At 59.4% G+C, this 18,022-nt stretch carries 15 protein-coding genes and 1 tRNA gene; 11 read left to right on the forward strand and 5 right to left on the reverse strand.

What is annotated here, in order from left to right; genetic code table 11:
* Window positions 1–30: 30 nt before the first annotated feature.
* Window positions 31–3,060 carry a valine--tRNA ligase gene (locus tag CENROD_RS01835; protein ID WP_041193185.1) on the reverse strand — a complete coding sequence of 1,010 codons (3,030 nt, stop codon included), beginning with the start codon at window positions 3,058–3,060 and terminating at the stop codon, window positions 31–33.
* Window positions 3,061–3,524: 464 nt separating this feature from the next.
* On the opposite strand from CENROD_RS01835, the gene CENROD_RS01840 reads away from it, so the two are divergent.
* From CENROD_RS01840 to argA, 8 genes are all read left to right on the forward strand, one after another.
* Window positions 3,525–4,319, forward strand: a complete 795-nt coding sequence (locus CENROD_RS01840) for a glycosyltransferase family 2 protein (RefSeq protein ID WP_022771365.1) — start codon at window positions 3,525–3,527, stop codon at window positions 4,317–4,319.
* 222 nt (window positions 4,320–4,541) lie between these two features.
* Complete coding sequence (tolB, locus tag CENROD_RS01845; protein ID WP_022771366.1) at window positions 4,542–5,819, forward strand: Tol-Pal system beta propeller repeat protein TolB; 1,278 nt, start codon at window positions 4,542–4,544, stop codon at window positions 5,817–5,819.
* Between the two features lie 28 nt (window positions 5,820–5,847).
* A complete protein-coding gene (gene pal / locus CENROD_RS01850) occupies window positions 5,848–6,384 on the forward strand; it encodes a peptidoglycan-associated lipoprotein Pal (protein WP_022771367.1) in 537 nt (178 codons plus the stop codon).
* Window positions 6,381–7,181: a tol-pal system protein YbgF gene (gene ybgF / locus CENROD_RS01855; RefSeq protein ID WP_081699786.1), complete on the forward strand. Its 801-nt coding sequence runs from the start codon at window positions 6,381–6,383 to the stop codon at window positions 7,179–7,181. The genes pal and ybgF overlap by 4 nt, the downstream gene beginning before the upstream one ends.
* A gap of 45 nt (window positions 7,182–7,226) precedes the next feature.
* A complete protein-coding gene (locus CENROD_RS01860; RefSeq protein ID WP_022771369.1) occupies window positions 7,227–8,021 on the forward strand; it encodes a tRNA threonylcarbamoyladenosine dehydratase in 795 nt (264 codons plus the stop codon).
* A 49-nt stretch (window positions 8,022–8,070) separates the two neighbouring features.
* Window positions 8,071–8,146, forward strand: a tRNA-Lys gene (locus tag CENROD_RS01865).
* Window positions 8,119–8,577: a DMT family protein gene (locus CENROD_RS01870; protein ID WP_081699788.1), complete on the forward strand. Its 459-nt coding sequence runs from the start codon at window positions 8,119–8,121 to the stop codon at window positions 8,575–8,577. Before CENROD_RS01865 ends, CENROD_RS01870 begins: the two co-directional genes overlap by 28 nt.
* Before the next feature lie 94 nt (window positions 8,578–8,671).
* Window positions 8,672–10,036, forward strand: coding sequence for an amino-acid N-acetyltransferase (argA, locus tag CENROD_RS01875; RefSeq protein ID WP_022771371.1), 1,365 nt, complete (start codon window positions 8,672–8,674; stop codon window positions 10,034–10,036).
* Between the two features lie 28 nt (window positions 10,037–10,064).
* Here argA and hemH read toward each other — a convergent pair whose 3' ends face one another.
* Window positions 10,065–11,069, reverse strand: coding sequence for a ferrochelatase (gene hemH / locus CENROD_RS01880; RefSeq protein WP_022771372.1), 1,005 nt, complete (start codon window positions 11,067–11,069; stop codon window positions 10,065–10,067).
* 238 nt (window positions 11,070–11,307) lie between these two features.
* On the opposite strand from hemH, the gene CENROD_RS01885 reads away from it, so the two are divergent.
* Entirely contained in the window at window positions 11,308–12,252 is a 945-nt protein-coding gene (locus tag CENROD_RS01885) for a branched-chain amino acid transaminase (protein WP_022771373.1), read from the forward strand.
* A 119-nt stretch (window positions 12,253–12,371) separates the two neighbouring features.
* Here the strand turns inward: CENROD_RS01885 and CENROD_RS01890 are convergent, their stop codons facing one another.
* From CENROD_RS01890 to CENROD_RS01900, 3 genes are all read right to left on the reverse strand, one after another.
* Complete coding sequence (locus CENROD_RS01890) at window positions 12,372–13,046, reverse strand: EF-hand domain-containing protein (protein WP_022771374.1); 675 nt, start codon at window positions 13,044–13,046, stop codon at window positions 12,372–12,374.
* A gap of 154 nt (window positions 13,047–13,200) precedes the next feature.
* A complete protein-coding gene (locus tag CENROD_RS01895) occupies window positions 13,201–14,112 on the reverse strand; it encodes a DUF808 domain-containing protein (protein WP_022771375.1) in 912 nt (303 codons plus the stop codon).
* A 75-nt stretch (window positions 14,113–14,187) separates the two neighbouring features.
* Window positions 14,188–15,537: a putative bifunctional diguanylate cyclase/phosphodiesterase gene (locus tag CENROD_RS01900; protein ID WP_022771376.1), complete on the reverse strand. Its 1,350-nt coding sequence runs from the start codon at window positions 15,535–15,537 to the stop codon at window positions 14,188–14,190.
* Between the two features lie 223 nt (window positions 15,538–15,760).
* Between CENROD_RS01900 and CENROD_RS01905 the strand changes: the two genes are divergently transcribed.
* Together CENROD_RS01905 and nosR are read left to right on the forward strand one after the other, a co-directional pair.
* Entirely contained in the window at window positions 15,761–16,636 is an 876-nt protein-coding gene (locus CENROD_RS01905) for an HDOD domain-containing protein (RefSeq protein ID WP_041193189.1), read from the forward strand.
* Window positions 16,633–17,973, forward strand: coding sequence for a response regulator c-di-GMP phosphodiesterase, NosR family (nosR, locus tag CENROD_RS01910; protein ID WP_022771378.1), 1,341 nt, complete (start codon window positions 16,633–16,635; stop codon window positions 17,971–17,973). Before CENROD_RS01905 ends, nosR begins: the two co-directional genes overlap by 4 nt.
* Window positions 17,974–18,022 lie beyond the last annotated feature (49 nt).

The raw sequence follows: 18,022 nt of genomic DNA on the forward strand, positions 1-18,022 counted from the left end.
TGGGTCTACCACAGGTTCCTGGCGAAGGTATTACTCCCATCGCTGCAATTGTTGAAGTACTTTTGCGCACGCTGCCTCATGCTCCGTGCATCGCTGACGTTCTTGTTCCACAACGACCAGTGGGGCCTTGGCAACGAAGGCAGGATTGGAAAGTTTGGCGCGTGCTTTGGCAATTTCTGCCTCCAGCCGTGCCAATTCCTTGCGCAGCCGGGCTTGTTCGCTCGCAGCATCGACGGCCACGGCGAGGCAAAGGTGCGCGTCAGCGGCAACGAGGACAGGGGCAGATTGCGTCGATGTGTTCCAAGCTGCTTCATCGTGCAAGATACGTACCCCTTCTAGCCTAGCCAACCCGCAAAGCAAAGGGGTTGCCATGTCGAGGAACACGGCATCCACGCCGGGCGCGGGGTGCAGCAGCAATGCGGGCCTGGCCGCAGGAGATAAGGCCATCTGGCTGCGTAGGTTGCGACAAGCATCCACCCAGTTTTGCAATCGCTGCATCGCCGTGGTTGCTGCATCGTCCTGATTGCCAGCGTCAGATTCTGGGTAGGGAGCCACGGAGAGAGACGACGCAGTGACTGGCATAGCCGGTCGGTCCGTGCATGTACGGGATCCGGCCACATCGGCGACCTTTTGCCATAGCTCCTCGGTAACGAAAGGAATCAGCGGATGCGCCAGCCGCAGGATGGCTTCCAGCGTGCGTAACAGGGTGCGCCGGGTCGCACGTTGCTGTGCCTCGGAGTCAGTCTGCAACTGCACCTTGGCGATTTCCAGGTACCAGTCGCAGTATTCGTTCCACACAAAGGAATAGATCGCGGTGGCAACGTTATCGAGGCGGTATGCGGCAAACCCGGCATGCACTTCGACAATCGTTGCGTGCAGACGGGAGACGATCCACCGGTCGGCAACGCTCGTGCCGACGGCAGGGGTATCGAGGCCGCAGTCGTACCCTTCGCAGTGCATCAACACGAACCGGCTCGCATTCCACAGCTTGTTGCAGAAGTTGCGGTATCCCTCGCAACGCTTGGTGTCGAAATTGAGGGTGCGCCCCAGCGTGGCAAGGGACGCAAAAGTCAGTCGCAAGGCATCCGCACCGTAGGCCGCAATACCTTGGGGGAATTCCTGGGCGGTGTTGCGGCGGATTTGTTCAGCCGTCTCGGGTCTGCGCAGTCCTTCGGTACGTTTCGCCAGCAAATCAGGCAGGGCGATGCCGTCGATCAGATCGACGGGGTCGAGCACGTTGCCTTCGGACTTGCTCATCTTCTTGCCCTGGGCATCACGCACCAGCCCGTGCAGATATACATGCCGGAAGGGAACCTGACCGGTGAAGTGCGTCGTCATCATGATCATCCGGGCGACCCAAAAGAACAGGATGTCGTACCCAGTCACCAACACCGAAGAGGGAAAGTACAGCGCATGGTCGGACAAAGCTACGGTCCCCGCAGCATCGTTGGCATCTTTCCATGGCCAACCGACGGTGCTGAAAGGCACCATGGCGGAGGAAAACCAGGTATCGAGCACGTCTTCATCCTGTCGCAGCGGGCCGTCGTAGCCCGCTGCCCGGGCTTGGGATGCGGCTTCGTCGGCGTTGCGGGCGACGTAGACGGCGCCATCATCGCCATACCAGGCAGGAATTTGGTGCCCCCACCATAACTGGCGGCTGATGCACCAGTCCTGGATGTTGTGCATCCACTGGAAGAAGGTGCTGTTCCAGTTCTCGGGGACAAACCGCACAGCTCCGGATTCGACGGCATCAATCGCCTTTTGCGCGATGCTGCGCTGGGTCGGATCGCCAGTAGCAACTTTGCGGGTCGCCACGAACCATTGGTCGGTCAGCATCGGTTCGATGATCTGCCCCGTGCGTACACAGCGCGGCACCATCAGCTTATGGGGCTGCACCCGCACAAGCAGCCCTAGTGCTTGCAAGTCGGCCACGATGCGATCACGGGCGACGAAACGATCCAACCCTTGGTACGCCGTAGGCATCAGCGTAGGACGGGCATCCCCGGTGCCACCAGCGCCAGTGTCTGGATCGAAATACAAGGGGGCATCGCGCAGCGTTGCATCCAGCCCCAGCACGCACACCATGGGGAGCCGATGCCGCTGCCCGACTGCGTAGTCGTTGGCATCGTGCGCGGGGGTCACTTTGACCACACCGGTACCAAATTCTGCATCGACGTATTCGTCGGCAATGATGGGGATGGTGCGCTGGCATAGCGGCAATGCCACATGTTTGCCGATCAGGTGGCCATAGCGCGGATCGGCGGGATGCACCATCACGGCCACGTCGCCCAACAGGGTTTCCGGCCGCGTCGTTGCCACGATCAGCCCGCGCTGGAGTGAGCCATCGACCTCCTGCTCTCCTTCGACGAAGGGATAGAGGATGTGCCATAGCGACCCATCCTCTTCCTCGCTCTCGACTTCCAGGTCGCTGACTGCGCTGTGCAGCACGGGATCCCAATTGACCAACCGCTTGCCACGGTAGATCAGCCCTTGCTCGGCCAAACGAACGAAGGTCTCTGTCACGGCACGCGAGCGTTCCGTATCCATCGTGAAGTATTCGCGACCCCAGTCCACGCTCGCGCCGAGGCGGCGCATTTGCGTGGTGATCGTCTTGCCACTCTTGTTCTTCCAGGCCCAAACTTCGGTAACGAAGCGTTCACGTGACTCCGTTACCGTCTCCCCCAAAGTGCGGCGATCCAGCCCGCGTGCTTGGAGCTGCCGCTCCACGACGATTTGGGTCGCGATGCCTGCATGGTCGGTCCCGGGAATCCACGCGGTGTTGTACCCCCTCATGCGGTGGTAGCGCGTGAGGCTGTCCATGATCGTCTGGTTGAACGCATGCCCCATGTGCAGCGTTCCCGTGACGTTGGGGGGAGGGAGCTGGATGGCAAAGTTGTCCCCCGCCATGGCAGCCTGTTCGCTGGGGCTGCCCGTGCCGCGCCAGCCAGCGGATGCGTATCCTCTGGTCTCCCATTCAGGGCCCCAGCGGGCTTCGATGGACGCGGGGTCGAAAGACTTGGAAAGGCTTTGCAGCGCTGGTTGGTGCAGGGAATCGGGCATGGGAACGTCACCGAGTAATCGGCCGCCTAGTACAGTGAGGGGGCCAGTGGGGGGACAACGGAAAATAGATGGGGCCAACTGGACGGGGCCATCAGCAAACAAGGGCACTGCAAGCATCCGGGAATAGCCGGGAATAGCCGTTTATGGCATCCCTCCACAGTTCTTTGTAGGACTGACGCAAAATTGCCCCAGCAAGGCATACCCACGCAGATAGTACAAAACAGTACGGCAAGTGGGGATCACGACGCTGGGGTGGTTTTGCGTAAGTCCTACTTCGACTTCGGATATGTGCCAACAGCCTCTGTATTGACCGTACACGGCGCCATGAAAACGCCGCAAAATGTGCGCGTTGCCATTGTACGAACCGCCCCTGGGATGCAGGTGGTGGTCTTTATGTCTACAATTTTTGGCTCTCCCTTTACCGGGCTATGGGTATTGCACGGTAGATGTACTACCCTATTTGCATGAAACTTTCCGCAATCATCATCACCCACAACGAACAGGCCAATATAGGCGAGTGCATTCGTTGTCTCGACTTTGTCGATGAGGTCGTCGTACTCGACCATGGGAGCACGGACGACACCGTACACATCGCCCGGTCCTTGGGCGCACGGGTGCATACCACCGACGATTGGCCCGGGTTTGGGCCGCAAAAGAACCGTGTGCTTGATCTGGCACAAGGGCAATGGATTTTGTCTATCGATGCCGACGAGCGCGTCACCCCGGAGCTGCGGCAAGAAATCCTTCGGTCGATTGCCTGCGATACCGCAGACTGTTTTGCCCTTCCCAGGCTGTCATGGTTCTGTGGCAAGTTCATTCGCCATTCCGGCTGGGCGCCCGACCTTGTCGATCGTCTTTTCAAGGCCGGGACTGCACGGTTTTCCAACGATCTGGTGCATGAAAAGCTGCTTCCCCAGGGGCCTTCGCACCGGCTGAGTACGCCGTTATTGCATTTCAGTTACCGGGATTTTTCTGATGTGCTGCGCAAGATCGACCGGTATTCCACCGCTTCCAGCGCGCAGGCCTATGCACGTGGCAAGCGTGCCAGCGTGCTGGGCGCCATGGGCCACGGGTTGTGGGCGTTTTTGCGCACTTTCTTTTTGCAAGCGGGGTTTTTGGACGGCGAACATGGATTGGTGCTGGCCATTGCCAGAGCGCAAGGGAGCTACTACAACCATCTGAAACTGTGGCGGTTGTGCCAAACGAATGGGGAATCCATCACTGCGATCGATCCGGTAATCCACAAGGACGGGTTGTGAAGCAGTCGCTGCCATGCGTTCAACTGGGTGGGTACACTGCCCAAAACAGGGGGTAGCTGGCGGTTGGCTGTTTCCATGCTCTTTGGACTGGATACGCGCTGTCTGTTCCTCTATACCTGTTTTTTCGTCCCAGCGATCTTTCCCATTCCCAGGTTAGGCTAAGCCGTTGATCGGGCTGGTTTTGGGATAGATGGGAACCGAGTCGACTTTTCCATGTCTCCCATGCTTCGTTGTGTATTGCGTTGGTGCTGCCTGTGCTTGCTGGGCATGGGCCTTGCCCCCTCCTGGGCACAGTTTCGCGTCGAGGTTTCCGGCGTAGGGTTGACCCAGTTGCCGGTCACCGTCGCGCCCTTTCGGGGACAAGAGGAGGCAGGGCAAAAGATGTCCGGGATCGTCTTGGCCGATCTGGAACGCAGCGGTCGTTTTCATGCTGTTGACGTCACGCTAGGTGCGGTCGATGAAAACGCGATGCCTCCTCTGGGGTCGTTGCGGAAGGCAGGGTCAGACGCTGTGGTTGTGGGCAGCGTCACCAGGCTGGCAGATGGGAAGTTCGACGTCCGTTTCCGCTTATGGGATATCGTCCAAGGCAAAGACTTGGGCGGGCATAGTTACGTCGTCCCCCCACATCGGTTGCGCTTAGCAGCGCATAAAGCGGCAGATTACGTCTACGAAAAATTGACTGGAGACAAGGGCGTTTTTTCGACCAGGATTGCCTATGTCACCAAGTCTGGCTCCCGGTATCAGCTTTGGGTTGCCGATGCCGACGGCGACAACGCGCAATCTGCATTGACCAGTCCGGAACCGATCATTTCCCCTGCTTGGTCACCCGATGGCAATCGGTTGGCATACGTGTCGTTCGAGGCGCGCAAACCTGTCGTGTATGTGCATGACATTGGTACCGGCAGGCGCCGTATCGTCGCCAATTTCAAGGGTTCCAACAGCGCCCCAGCCTGGTCTGATGATGGCAAAACCTTGGCTCTGACGTTGAGCCGCGACGGTGGCTCGCAGCTTTTCCTGCTCCATGCCGACGGAGGGGAGCCGCGCAGGTTGCTCCAATCCTCCAGCATCGATACCGAACCCACCTTTGCGCCAGATGGCAAAAGTATCTATTTCGTCAGCGACCGGGGAGGGGCGCCGCAAATCTACCGCACGACCTTGACCGGGCGTAACGTGGAACGGGTCACGTTCGTGGGGAATTACAACGTTTCCCCGTCGATCAGCCCCGACGGCCGCTGGATGGCTTACGTTGCGCGGGTGGGCAATGAATTCAAACTGCATCTGATGGAATTGCAGACCAAAGAGCTTCGCGCCATCACGTCGACCGTCGCGGATGAAAACCCTGCATTCGCACCGAACGGCAAGATGTTGATCTACGCTACGCAAATCGACGGAATGGAAGCGCTGATGACCACCACGTTGGATGGACGGGTCAAGGCGCGGTTGAGCGGGCAGAGCGGCGATATCCGCGAGCCGGACTGGAGCCCTTTTCTGGAACAGTAACGTTGTAGTAACCCAAAGGAGTGGAACGATGAAAACATGGTGGATAGCGATGGCTTGTGTGGTTGCCTTGGCTGGTTGTGCCACCAAGGTTCCCTTGAATGAAGTGCCGGTGGAAACTGCCGAGCCTGACCCTATGACGCAGCAGCAAGACGATGGGGCCGCAGCCGTGGATACTGCGCAGCCAGCAGCCACCGATCTTTCCCCCGCTACCACAGAAACTGTCGTGGACGGTGCCCCCCTCACGAACATCATTTATTTCGACTACGACAGTACCATGATCAGACCTGAGTTCCAGTCTGTCGTCGCAGGCCACGCGCAAAAGGCCCTGGGCAACTCCTCGCTGCGGTTGGTGCTGGAAGGTCATGCGGACGAAATGGGCAGCCGCGAATACAACCTGGCTTTGGGGCAGCGCAGGGCAGAGTCGGTGCGCAATTCCTTGACGATCCTGGGAGTCCCTTCCAGCCAAATCGAAGCCATCAGCTTTGGCGAGGAAAAGCCCGCCGTACTGGGAGCCAGCGATGATGCGTATGCCAAAAATCGTCGGGTGGAGGTGCGCTATCCATGACTTGGCCGATCTGCCCTGGGCAGTATTCGGTGGCATCATGGTGCAGAACGATGGTGTTTGCCGTTGGGGTATGCGGTAGCGTCAGTGCCAGCGCCGCCTTGTTTGAAGACGGCGAGGCGCGCAAAGCCATCCTGGATCTGCGCCAGAAATTTGAAAGCCAGAAGCTGGCCGTGGAACAGGCCAAGCAGGCATGTACTACCCATGGTGCTTCGCAGGCAGATAGCCTATTGGCTTTGCAGCGACAAATCGAGCTGCTGCGTGGGGAACTTGCGCAGTTGCGCGGGGAACAGGAAAAGCTGGCCGCCGCCCTGGCCGAAGAGCAGCGTCAGCGCAAGGATGAGACACGTAGTGTTGCCGACCGCCTCGGGAAGCTCGAACCTGCCAAGGTCAATGTTGACGGAGCCGAATTTGTCGCAGATCCTGCCGAGCGCAGAGAGTACGACGCGGCAATGCAGGCTTTCAAGCAGGGCGACTATCTTGGCGCGCAGCAGCAGTTCGTTGCGTTCATTGAGCGGTATCCGGGCAGTGGTTACCTGTTGTCCGCGTTCTTCTGGTTGGGGAATGCCCAGTACGCGACGCGGGACTACAAGGAAGCGATCTTCAACTTCCGTGCGATGGTCTCCCGCGCTCCCAAGCACATTCGTTCCCCGGAGGCCATCCTCGCCGTAGCCAGTTGTCAGCTCGAACTCAAGGATGTGCGGGCAGCGCGCAAGACGCTCCAGGAGCTGATTCAGACGTACCCGAAGTCCGAAGCTGCCGTTGCAGCCCGGGAACGTTTGGCAGCCCTCAACAAGTAATCTCCCTCAGCAAATCGGCACATACCCCAGCGGTATCGACCCATCGTGACCCTTTCATGGCAGGAGCGCTTTGGCGCAGTCGAGCGATTGCTGGGTTCCGTCGGTGCGCAGGCCATTGCCAGCGCCCACGTCGCCGTGGTGGGGCTGGGTGGGGTGGGGTCGTGGGCTGTCGAGTCTTTAGCGCGTAGCGGGGTACGCGCTCTGACGCTCGTCGATTTCGACGACGTGGCGCCAGGGAACATCAACCGCCAATTGCATGCCACCGATGCCACAGTGGAAATGCCCAAGGTCGCTGCGATGCGTGACCGGGTGCTGTCCTACCATCCCCAGTGTCTCGTGCATTGCGTGCCGCAGCGAATAGGCGTGGAACAGACTACGTTGGCTTGTCTGGAGGGGGTAGACGCCTTGATCGATGCCTGCGACGAGGTCCGTGCCAAGGTTGCCCTCGCGCAATGGGCGCTGGCCCATCCGCAGTGTGCTTTCGTCATGGTTGGGGCGGCTGCGGGAAAGCGCTGCGCGCACCTCGTGGACGTTGCCGACTTGGCAGAGGTTTGTCACGACCCGTTGCTGGCCAAGGTGCGCAACGCATTGCGCCGAAACCTGGCCATGCCACGTTGTCGCGGCAAGGCGGGCCTTTGCACTGTGTACAGCCCGGAGCCTATGCCGACCCTATCTCCCACTGCGCAGCAGTCCTGCCCGACTTGGGGGCTGGGAAACCACGGGTGGGGTTGTTTGGTGAGTGTGACCGCCACTTTGGGGCACTGCGCTGCGGGCTGCATCGTGCAGCGTCTCGTAGAGTGTGCCGGGGAGCGGACAGTGGCTGTTTTGCCGCATTCCTGACTCGATACAATCTTCGGTTCCGTTCCGGGCTTGGCCCTGCGGGCGCTTCGGGATGTTAGCTCAGTCGGTAGAGCAGCGGACTTTTAATCCGTTTGTCGTGGGTTCGATCCCCGCACATCCCACCAACACTCCCCGTTCGTTTCCCTTCCCTGTTCCTCCCCTTGCGTTCGTTGCCGAAGTGGCGTCGACCGAGGCGTCTTTGCGCTGTGCTGGCGTGCAAACCGTTCTCCTGCTACTGGCCTCCAACGTCTTCATGACGGTGGCGTGGTACGGACACCTCAAATTTGGCAGAGACTGGCCGCTTTGGCAAGCGATTGTCGTTTCGTGGGGAATCGCGTTGATCGAATATTGCCTGGCCGTACCGGCCAACCGGATGGGTTACGGGCAGTTCAGCGGGTTCCAGCTCAAGATCATCCAAGAAGTGGCCACGCTCACCGTGTTCATCGGTTTTGCCATGCTCGTCTTGCGCGAGCGGTTTGCCTGGAATTACGCCATGGCTTTTTTATGCCTGGCGTGTGCGGTGGGGTTTGCCTTCTACCCCCCGGCAACTCCGTAACCCGTCGCACATGGAAGCTGTGCAAGGTTTCAGGCAGTCGTTGGATTCCTGGCTGCATACCGTGCAGCCAGGCAAACCGGCATAGTGCAGGCGTATGAGCTCTGTATTCCATTTCACTTTCGTTCCCTGGTTTCGGTCGGTCGCTCCGTACATCCACAAATTTCGGCACCAGACCTTTGTTGTGGGGCTATGTGGGGAGGCCATCGCCGCAGGAAAGCTTCCCAGTCTTGCTCAAGATTTGGCGTTGATCCAGAGCATGGGTGTGCGGGTCGTGCTGGTCCATGGCTTTCGTCCACAGGTTAACGAACAACTTCGAGCCAAGGGACACCAGTCCCGCTACCACAAAGGGATTCGCATCACCGACGAGGTTTCGCTTGACTGTGCGCAGGAGGCAGCCGGCCAGCTTCGCTACGAAATCGAGGCCGCATTCAGCCAGGGGCTACCGAATACCCCGATGGCTGGGGCGACGGTGCGGGTCATTTCCGGCAACTTTCTGACTGCACGGCCTGTGGGCATCGTCGAAGGAGTAGATTTTCAGCATTCCGGGGTGGTACGCAAGATCGATACCGCCGGAATCCTTCGCTCGCTAGACATGGGCGCGCTGGTACTGATGTCTCCGTTCGGCTTTTCACCGACAGGGGAAGCCTTCAACCTCACGATGGAAGAAGTGGCCACGTCCGTGGCTGTGGCATTGCAGGCCGACAAATTGTTGTTCGTGACGGAAATTCCCGGTATCGCTGCCATTCCCACCCAGCCCGTGGGGCCGGACAACCCTATCGATACGGAACTCTCGCTGGCTTTGGCAGAAAAGTTCCTCGCAGAGCTGCCCGAAGCCAATCAACCCACCAACCCAGCCTTTTACTTGCAGCACTGCGTCAAGGCCTGCAAGGGAGGGGTGGAGCGCAGCCACATCATTCCTTTTGCCGTCGATGGGTCGATCTTGTTGGAGGTCTACGTGCATGATGGCATCGGCACGATGGTTGTCGATGAAAAGCTCGAAAGCCTGCGTGAGGCCACCGTCGACGACGTCGGCGGCATCCTCCAGCTCATCGAACCTTTCGAAAAGGACGGAACGATGGTCAAGCGCAGCCGCACGGAAATTGAGCGGGACATCGGCTTGTATACCGTCATTGAGCACGATGGAGTGATCTTTGCCTGCGCTGCGCTCTATGCCTACCCGGAAGCGCGTACCGGAGAAATGGCCGCGTTGACCGTATCCCCCGATGTGCAGGGGCAAGGCGATGGAGAGCGTGTGCTCAAGCGCATCGAACAGCGTGCGCGGCTGGCAGGGTTGGACAGCATCTTCGTGCTGACGACCCGAACCATGCACTGGTTCCTCAAAAGGGGTTTCATGCAGGTTGACCCCGAGTGGCTGCCCGAAGCGCGCAAGCGCAAATACAACTGGGATCGGCGCAGCATCGTCCTCGTCAAGAAGTTGCACGAGTCTGCTGCGCCCTAGCCGACGTGGGTTGGGTCAACGGGCCTTGTCATGAACCATCCGTGGGCCATCCCTGTAGGTGGTCTTCGACGAGGCTGGCGAGTGCGGCAATCCATTCCGGGTTGTCGTTGAGGCTGGGAATGCAACCCAGCCATTGCCCCCCCGCTGCAAGGAAGGTGGTACGCGCTTCGTGGCCGATTTCTTCCAGGGTTTCGAGGCAGTCGCAAACGAAAGACGGGCACACCACATCGACACGGCGGATGCCTTGCCGGGCCAGCTCGACGAGTGTGGCTTCCGTATACGGCTCCAGCCACCGCGCCCACCCCACCCGGGACTGGAAGGTGATGCGGTATTGCGGAGGGGACAAAGCCAAGGCTTGGGCAAGTTTTTGCGCAGTCTGCAAGCACTCGTCGCGGTAGGGGTCTCCACGATCCACGGTACGTTGGGGTAGCCCGTGAAAACTCATCAGCAGCACATCAGGCTGGCCATGTTGTGCCCAGTGCCGACGAACCGTCGCCGCCAGCGCTGCGATATATCGGTCATCGTCTCCGAAACTCCGTATTGATCGGAACTCCGGCTGGTTAGGTGCTGCGGCTGCCCATTGGCCTACGGCGTCGTTGACGCTGGCTGTGGTCGTTGACGAATACTGCGGGTAGGCCGGCACGATGAGCACACGCCGAACCCCCTGCTCTTGTAATGCATCCAGCGCAGCCGGAATGGCGGGTTGACCGTAGCGCATCGCCGTATATACCGTTACCGCATGGCCGCGCCGGGCTAACGCGGCCTGGAGCCCTGCGCCCTGGCGCTGTGTCCACACCAGCAGCGGGGAACCTTCCTCAGTCCAGATATGCGCGTACTTGGCTGCGGAAGACTGGGGGCGCGTGGGCAGGATGACCCCATGCAACAGCAACCACCATAGCGGCCGTGACATATCCACGATGCGACGGTCGCTGAGGAATTCGCGCAGATACCGGCGCACATCGCGCACGGTGGGGGAAGCAGGTGTGCCCAGATTGCAGTACAGCACGGCGGTGGCAGCAGGGGCGGAAACCATCGTGCCATTGTGACTGCAAGGCGCTGCATAGGCCGCCGTATCACATCGCGAATGCCGTCGCTTCTACAACGGGAACAGAAAACGGAAATAGAAGCGTTATGCCGGGAAGGAGCGACGGAAGTGATGACGGCTTATGCAGCAGCCTACGGAAATAGGCGCCTCGGGCGGTTTTTAGGGTGGAAAGGGGCGCACGTAAAATCCTGCGTTCCTTTGGCTATGCACTGAAAAAAGGCCCACCATGACACTGCCTGCTTTGTCGGATCGCGATGGAAAAATCTGGATGGATGGGCAGTTGGTGGAATGGCGGGACGCAAAGATCCACGTTCTTACCCATACCCTCCACTACGGTTGTGGAGTGTTCGAGGGCTTGCGTGCCTACAAGACCAACGCTGGCACAGCCATCTTCCGGCTGGAAGACCATACGCGCCGCTTGTTGGATAGCGCCAAAATTTTGCGTATGCGCATCGGGTTTGGCATGGAGGAAATCATGCAAGCCCACCGAGACGTGGTCCGGGCCAACGGACTGGAATCGTGCTACCTGCGCCCTCTGGCCTGGATTGGTAGCCACAAGCTCGGCATCAGCCCCAAAGGGAATACCGTGCATCTGATGGTCGCCGCATGGGCATGGGGTGCTTACCTGGGCGATGAAGGCTTGACCCGGGGGATTCGCGTCAAGACATCAAGCTACACCCGGCATCATGTCAATGTCTCGATGACACAAGCCAAGGCGGTGAGCAACTACACCAACTCGATCCTGGCGAATATGGAAGCCACGGAAGACGGCTACGACGAGGCTTTGCTACTCGATCCCCACGGCTTCGTCTCTGAAGGGTCGGGAGAAAACCTGTTCCTCGTCCGCGACGGCGTCGTCTACACGCCGGATCTCTCCAGCGGCGCGCTCAACGGCATCACGCGCAATACGGTGCTTGGCATTTGCAGCGATCTGGGGATCCGGGTCGTGGAAAAACGCATCACCCGTGACGAGGTGTACGTCTGCGACGAAGCCTTCTTCACAGGGACTGCCGCAGAAGTCACGCCCATCCGCGAACTGGACCGCATCGAACTCGGCAAAGGCGCTCACGTTGGTCGTCGTGGCCCGGTGACGGAACAAATCCAGTCGGCGTTTTTCGACATCGTCCATCACCGCAATCCCAAGTACTCGCACTGGTTGACGATGGTGTAGGCCACGTCCACGTCGCAAAGCTCCCACCGATGGTGTCCCAGCGGAAAGGGTATGCGTAGAACGTAGTTGGTGCATACCGTAGAGCCATGGGGCCATGGGGAGAAGCACCCCGCATGGCTCTACACCATGGTGTCCACAGTGCTGGTCGATTCGGCAGGTTCGTATACCTGCTGTAGCAGCGTAACCCACCCTTCTTCGGTAGCCGCTTCTTCCGCTGCCTTCTTGATCTCCCCGGCCAGGCGTTCCTGCTCGGAGACTTCACCGTCCTCGTTCGTATCGAGAGGGTCGTACGTTGCATTGGTCTGTGATGTCGCGGAACCCGCCCCGGGTGCGCCACCGGGGCCACCGCCTGAACCCCCACCAGGCCCCCCCGCCGCGCCAGGCCCACCACCCGGAGGGGGCCCACCGGCTGGCCGCATCCCGCCCGGGCCGCCGGGGGGTTGGCCTGCGGCATTGGCCTCGCCAGGGGCCGATGGCTCGCCACTGTCGGACATGCCCCGGCTTTGGGCAAACTCCATCGTCGTAGGAGGGGGTGGCAATACTCCGCGCATGCCGTCGGCAAGCTCTTCCTGTCCCAGACTGCCGTCGCTGTTGGTGTCCATCGACGTAAACAGCGCCTTCGAGTCGAAGGACTGTCCCGTCTTCGTTCCCACATCATCCAGCATGCTTTGCAGCTCTGTCGAATTGACGCTACCGCTGCTGTCGGCATCGACCTTGGCAAACAATTTTTCTTGCATCGGACTGCGTTGGAGCCATGTGCTTCCTGCTGCGCCAATGCTTGCAATGGAACCCATCGTTGTATCCTTTCCGTGATCGTCAATCATCCTGGCATCCAACGCCAGCGCCACGGATTGTTGGCACCCGATGTGTCTGCATCGTGTCTCGCAAGTGAAAGCCCATGTAGCTCGCGTTTCCCCAGATACTTGCTTGTCATGACGCTGACAAGGATCAGTGCGAGAGGCGCTTGGCAGCCAGTGCAATCCCCAGCGCCAAAACCCCTGCGACCAGACCGACCAGGGCATCCGCCCCCAGCGCGACTACCGGCGCGGCCCACCCAGCCATGGCACTGATGTGGTCGATGCCGTGTTCGATGGCTGGGATGCCGTGCGCTAGGATGCCCCCGCTGACGAGAAACATCGCCACCATCCCCAGCAAAGAAATGGCCTGCATCAACCGGGGAGCCAGGGCGAGGATGCCTACCCCTGCGCGGCGTTGCAAGGCACGCAGGGGGGTAGTACCTGTGCGCTGGCTCCAATACAAGCCCAGGTCGTCGAGCTTGACGATCAGTGCCACAACACCGTAGACACCCACGGTCATTGCCACGGCGATTGCGGACAACACGGCTGCTTGCACCGGCCATGGACTCTCCCGCACGGTGCCCAACGACAAGACGATGATTTCCGCCGAGAGAATGAAGTCGGTGCGAATCGCCCCTCGGATGCGCGAGGATTCGTGCTCCGGAGCCTGTGCTGCAAGGTCGGCAGCGTGGGCAGTGTGATCGACATCGACCACATGCGCATGGGCAGGGTGGTGCTGGGCATGAGCGAGCTTTTCCACCCCTTCGTAGGCCAGATACACCCCGGCGATCACCATCAGAGGCGTCACGGCCCAGGGCACGAGCGTCACCAGGACGAGCGCCAGAGGCACCAACACCAGCTTATTGCGAAAAGACCCTTTGCATACAGCCCACACCACCGGTAGCTCGCGGTCGGCATGTACTCCGGACACCTGCTGGGCGTTCAGGGCCAGGTCGTCCCCCAGTACCCCCACGGTTTTTTTGGCTGCCACTTTCGACAGAACTGCCACATCGTCGAGCAAGCTGGCGATGTCGTCCAGTAGGGCGAGAAGACTTGTAGCCATCGTGGGGTGGGGAACGTGAAGCAGCAGCGGGAGAACGGTCTGAGGTTGCGATAGCCAAGCAACATGGGCAAAACGTCATGTAGGGCCATTGGCATGGCGAACATAGGCCTCGAATTCTTCGAGCGGCAGCGCAGGCCGGAATAGGTAACCCTGGTACAGCACGCAACCGTTTTGTTGCAAAAAGGTGCGCTGCTCGGTGGTTTCCACCCCTTCGGCGATCACCGACAAACCGAGGCTTTGCCCCAGCGATACCACCCATCGGACGATGGATGCACTATGCGAATCTTCCGGCACGTCGGAAACGAAAGAACGGTCGATCTTGAGTTTGTGCAATGGCAACCGTTTGAGATAGCTCAAAGAGGAATACCCGGTACCGAAATCGTCCAGCGAAAAACTCAAACCACGGCTGCACAACAGAAGCATCTTCTCGCGAACGGCTTCGATATCTTCCATCAGCATCGTCTCGGTCAGTTCTAGTTCGAGTTGGTCTGCATGGATACGGTGGCGCTGGATGGCATCCAGGGTGCGTTCGACGAAGTCCGGCTGGCGAAATTGCCGTTGACTGACGTTGACGGCCAGTGCCAGTGTGCGCAATACCGCATCCTGCGACCATGCTTGGAGCTGGGCGCAGGCTTGTTCGAGTACCCACTGCCCGATAGGGAGGATGAGGCCGTTGGTCTCCGCTGCGCCAATGAAGTAGGCTGGGCCGATAAGGCCACGCCTGGGATGTTGCCAGCGCAGCAATACTTCAGCGCCGACGACCAGGCCCCCAGCATTGACCTGGGGTTGAAAGTGCATACGGAACTGTTGTTGGGCCAGCGCTTGGAGCAGTTCCCCTTCAAGCGTCGTCCTTTCGGTGGCATCCGTTTGCACGATGTGGAAAAGAAGGAATAGCAGGGTCGTTGCGGCCAAGGTTTGCACCCACGTCCCGGGGACACGCAGCGTATCGTCCAGGTTGTAGCCTGGAAATAGCATTGCCGTGGAAGAAGCCAGCGTGATGAACGCCCCAATACATAGCATCGCGATTGCGTGGCGAATCCACAGGGGTTCTTCCCGAAACGCGATCAACGCCGCAAGCCCCAGTGGCAACAGGTACAAATGCGTAGAACGGGGGGCGGAAATGGTGGGCGCATCGAATACCAGGGCAATGGTGCCCACCAGTACCGAGAGTATGGAAAAGAGCAGCACATTGGCGTAGCGCACTTGTCCGCGCGTGAGCAGTGTCAGCACAGCCAAGCCGGAACCGATCAGTACCAGATCCATCCCGACGAGGATCCAGTGCCCTTGCCACAGGAAGATGGTGCCCCACAACATGCCCATGACGATCATCGTCAGGCTCGTCATGATGAGCATGCGGCGCTCCCGACGCTTGTGCAACAGCACCAGATCCGACGCAAACCAGAGCCGCAATAGATGCTGGGTCATGGGAACTACACGGAAAAAAGCGTCGAAATCAGCGCAAAGCAGGCGCCAAGCCTGAGGACACAAATTCATTGTAGAAGTGCTCTGCGCCAGACGCCTCCCCGTTGGCAACGGGCTTTGCACATCCCCGGCGCTGATCGCGACTGCCGTCGCTCGCACAACGCAATGGTTATGCCGCACTGTTGCTAGGAAATCGGTGGTAGAAAAGACGATGGGATTTTTTGGGATGAAAATCGCCCACGTGGATACCGAACTGTCGCCCCAGTTGCTGGCTGCCGTCGAGGACATGCCAGCATTTCCGAAGAGCGCGCAGGCTATCTTGGCTTTGACGCAAGACATGGCTTGTTCGCCCAAAGAGCTTGCCAGGGTCATCGAAAAAGATCCGGTCGTGACGCTCAAGGTGCTGCGCGTCGTTAACTCCGCGTACTACCGCCTACCTGACCCCATCGCGTCCATCGACCACGCCGTCGTTTTTTTGGGGCTGAACACGATCAAAAACCTGGCGCTAAGCATTTCTGCGCTGCACACAGTCCATGCCAGCCCTTTGTCCCATTTCGATGCGCCCCGCTATCTCATGCATTCGCTCGTCACTGCCTCGGTGGCAAGCAGGCTCGAACACGGCAGTGCGTCGCACGACTATTTCATGGTCGGCTTGCTCCACGATTTCGGCAAAGTGGTCATTGCCCACGCTATGCCGAAGATGTATTGCCGGGCGCTGGAAATGAGTTTTTGGAATTCTTTGACGTTGCACCAGGCGTTGGAAGATGTGGTGGGCGTCGATGATGCCCTCGTCGGCGCCAGATTGATCGAACAATGGCATTTCCCCGATGACCTGGTGCAATCCATTCGCTACCAGAACACCCCATTGGCGATGGATACAAACATGATGGCGCACTTGGTAGCAGCGGTTCGTATTAGCAATCACCTTGGTTACGGTTTTGGGGCGAGGGAGGGTGTTGTGCAGCCTCTGCCGCATACGGTAATCAAACGTCTTGGCGCAGATCTGCCAGAGTTGGTACGCCGCCTCGGTGATATTTCCGCGTTGCTGGAAGACGCAAAACACTACGCACAATCCGATTTGGTCGAGGGAATAGCCCCATGACAGACGTTCAACCTTCCAGCACCAATGTTTTAAGCGCTGGCATTGGCACCTTGCTGTTCGTCGATGACGAGCCTAGCATCCTCTCTGCCTTGCGCCGTCTGTTCCGGGCCAAGGGCTTTCAGGTGCGGGTGGCCGAAAGCGGGCAGGCGGGGCTGGATTTGCTGGAAAGCGAGCCGGTAGACCTCGTCATCTCCGACATGCGAATGCCGGAGATGGATGGGGTCGCCTTTCTGGAGCAAGTGCGCCAGCGCTGGCCAGATTCGATGCGGCTGTTGCTGACGGGCTATGCCGACGTCACCTCCGTGATGGGTGCCATCAACAGGGGAGAGATATACCGCTACGTTGCCAAGCCCTGGGACGACAACGACATCGTCCTGATTGTTCGCGGCGCCTTGCAGCAGCGTGCGATGGTGCTGGAACAGCGCAGACTGCAAGCGCTGGTGCAGCAACAGAATGAGGAGCTGAAGGAGCTGAATGCGGGTCTCGAACGCAAGGTGCAGGAGCGCACCGATGAACTGCAAAAAGCGAATGCTGCGCTTTCCGACGCCAACGAGCTACTCAAAGCCAACTTCATCACCTCGATCAAGGTTTTTACCAGCCTCATCGAGCTGCGCAACAGCCACATCGCCGGGCACTCGCGCAGGGTGGCGGATATGTGCCGCAAACTGGCCACACGCCTGGGGCTGGACGGAAAACAGACGCAGGAAGTCTTCGTCGCAGGTTTGTTGCACGAGATTGGCAAAGTCGGTTTTGACGACGACATGCTCAGCACCTCGGTCGTCATGCTCACGACCAAGCAGCTCGACATGTTCCGAAGACACCCTGCGTGTGCCGCGCAGTTGTTGCTGCCGTTGAGTGATCTCCGAGGGGCTGCAGAAATCATCTCCAACCAGCTTGAACGCTTCGATGGCGGGGGCCACCCTTACCAGTTGTGTGGGGATCAGATTTCGATGGGCGCACGCATTCTTATCGTCGCCTGTGACTACGACAGTCTGCAAATTGGCGTGCTGGCCCAACGCAAGCTCGACCCCGCGCAAGCCAAGGCGGTCATCATTCAGGGCCGTGGTCGGCGTTACGACCCTCTCGTCGTCGATGCCCTTGTCGCGCTGTTGTGCGATGCCACCCGGCGTAACGGTGGAACAGGGCAGCTTGCGGAATTGATGCTTTCGACACGCGACCTACAGCCCGGGATGGTGCTTGCGCACGACCTCGTCACCCCAAGCGGTTTGCTGATGCTGACTGCGGGCTACGTTCTCGACGAGATGGTGATTCAGAAGATTGTCGATTTCGAGAAATCGATGGGGTTGCGGCTGATGGCGGAAGTCAAGGCATCGTGACTACGCAACGGCCTTCAGTTTCGGGCCCACGCCGTCGGGCTAGTCCGGG

The organism is Candidatus Symbiobacter mobilis CR, from assembly GCF_000477435.1.
Taxonomy (GTDB): domain Bacteria; phylum Pseudomonadota; class Gammaproteobacteria; order Burkholderiales; family Burkholderiaceae_C; genus Rhodoferax; species Rhodoferax mobilis.

Bases quoted from the DNA above. Each gene is read 5' to 3' on its own strand.
- CENROD_RS01835 (WP_041193185.1), bottom strand. From the start codon at position 3,060: ATGCCCGATTCCCTGCACCAACCAGCGCTGCAAAGCCTTTCCAAGTCT.
- CENROD_RS01840 (WP_022771365.1), top strand. From the start codon at position 3,525: ATGAAACTTTCCGCAATCATCATCACCCACAACGAACAGGCCAATATA.
- tolB (WP_022771366.1), top strand. From the start codon at position 4,542: ATGCTTCGTTGTGTATTGCGTTGGTGCTGCCTGTGCTTGCTGGGCATG.
- pal (WP_022771367.1), top strand. From the start codon at position 5,848: ATGAAAACATGGTGGATAGCGATGGCTTGTGTGGTTGCCTTGGCTGGT.
- ybgF (WP_081699786.1), top strand. From the start codon at position 6,381: ATGACTTGGCCGATCTGCCCTGGGCAGTATTCGGTGGCATCATGGTGC.
- argA (WP_022771371.1), top strand. From the start codon at position 8,672: ATGAGCTCTGTATTCCATTTCACTTTCGTTCCCTGGTTTCGGTCGGTC.
- hemH (WP_022771372.1), bottom strand. From the start codon at position 11,069: ATGGTTTCCGCCCCTGCTGCCACCGCCGTGCTGTACTGCAATCTGGGC.
- CENROD_RS01885 (WP_022771373.1), top strand. From the start codon at position 11,308: ATGACACTGCCTGCTTTGTCGGATCGCGATGGAAAAATCTGGATGGAT.
- CENROD_RS01890 (WP_022771374.1), bottom strand. From the start codon at position 13,046: ATGGGTTCCATTGCAAGCATTGGCGCAGCAGGAAGCACATGGCTCCAA.
- CENROD_RS01895 (WP_022771375.1), bottom strand. From the start codon at position 14,112: ATGGCTACAAGTCTTCTCGCCCTACTGGACGACATCGCCAGCTTGCTC.
- CENROD_RS01900 (WP_022771376.1), bottom strand. From the start codon at position 15,537: ATGACCCAGCATCTATTGCGGCTCTGGTTTGCGTCGGATCTGGTGCTG.
- CENROD_RS01905 (WP_041193189.1), top strand. From the start codon at position 15,761: ATGAAAATCGCCCACGTGGATACCGAACTGTCGCCCCAGTTGCTGGCT.
- nosR (WP_022771378.1), top strand. From the start codon at position 16,633: ATGACAGACGTTCAACCTTCCAGCACCAATGTTTTAAGCGCTGGCATT.